Origin of the sequence: Hyunsoonleella ulvae (assembly GCF_016827605.1) — a bacterium.
GTDB classification, from domain to species: domain Bacteria; phylum Bacteroidota; class Bacteroidia; order Flavobacteriales; family Flavobacteriaceae; genus Jejuia; species Jejuia ulvae.
The window spans coordinates 1-1127 of the sequence record NZ_JAEPJQ010000016.1 but is presented as its reverse complement, the minus strand read 5'-3'; the positions used below and the strand labels follow the sequence as shown (position 1 = coordinate 1127).

Here is a 1127-nt window from a genome sequence, read left to right as displayed (position 1 = left end):
GAAATTCTTTATGACGGGATAGATAACGATTGTAACCCTGAAACACCAGACACGGTAGATGCTGATGGCGATGGCGAAAACTCTGATACGGATTGTGATGACACAGACCCTGCAGTGAACTCCTCGGCTACCGAAATTCTTTATGACGGGATAGATAACGATTGTAACTCTGAAACACCAGACACGGTAGATGCTGATGGCGATGGCGAAAACTCTGATACGGATTGTGATGATACAGACCCTGCAGTGAACTCTTCAGCTACCGAAATATTGGATAATGGAATTGATGATGATTGTAATCCTGAAACTCTAGATAGCTCTGCGGATAGTGATGATGATGGCGATGGACAAACTGAAAATGAAGGTGATTGTGATGACACAGACCCTGCAGTGAACTCTTCAGCTACTGAAATTCTTTATGATGGGATAGATAACGATTGTAACCCTGAAACTCTTGACACGGTGGATGCTGATGGCGATGGCGAAAACTCTGATACGGATTGTGATGATACAGATCCAGCAGTAAACTCTTCAGCTACCGAAATTCTTTATGATGGGATAGATAACGATTGTAACCCTGAAACTCCTGATACCCTAGATGCCGATGGCGATGGCGAGAACTCTGATACGGATTGTGATGACACAGACCCTGCAGTGAACTCTTCAGCTACCGAAATTCTTTACGATGGGATAGATAACGATTGTAACCCTGAAACTCTTGACACGGTGGATGCCGATGGTGATGGCGAGAACTCCGATACAGATTGTGATGACACAGATCCAGCAGTGAACTCCTCGGCTACCGAAGTTCTTTACGATGGGATAGATAACGATTGTAACCCTGAAACTCTTGACACAGTAGATGCCGATGGCGATGGCGAGAACTCTGATACGGATTGTGATGACACAGATCCAGCAGTAAACTCTTCAGCTACTGAAATATTGGATAATGGAATTGATGATGATTGTAATCCTGAAACACCAGATACCATCCTATCACAATACAATGGTGTGGCATACAATGGCGTAATACCGCAACTTGGAGCTACTCCTAATGTACCTGTAGTTATTGAGCTTGAAAATTATGACGCGCTAAGCTCCGACCCTTCTGGAGACGGTGCAAACTT

1 protein-coding gene is annotated in these 1127 nt (G+C 44.3%); it reads left to right on the top strand.

Features of this window, described 5'->3' with window-relative positions; all coding sequences use genetic code 11:
• Positions 1–1127 (top strand): MopE-related protein (locus JS605_RS17420; RefSeq protein ID WP_249777577.1); only part of this gene is annotated, 1127 nt, incomplete at both ends.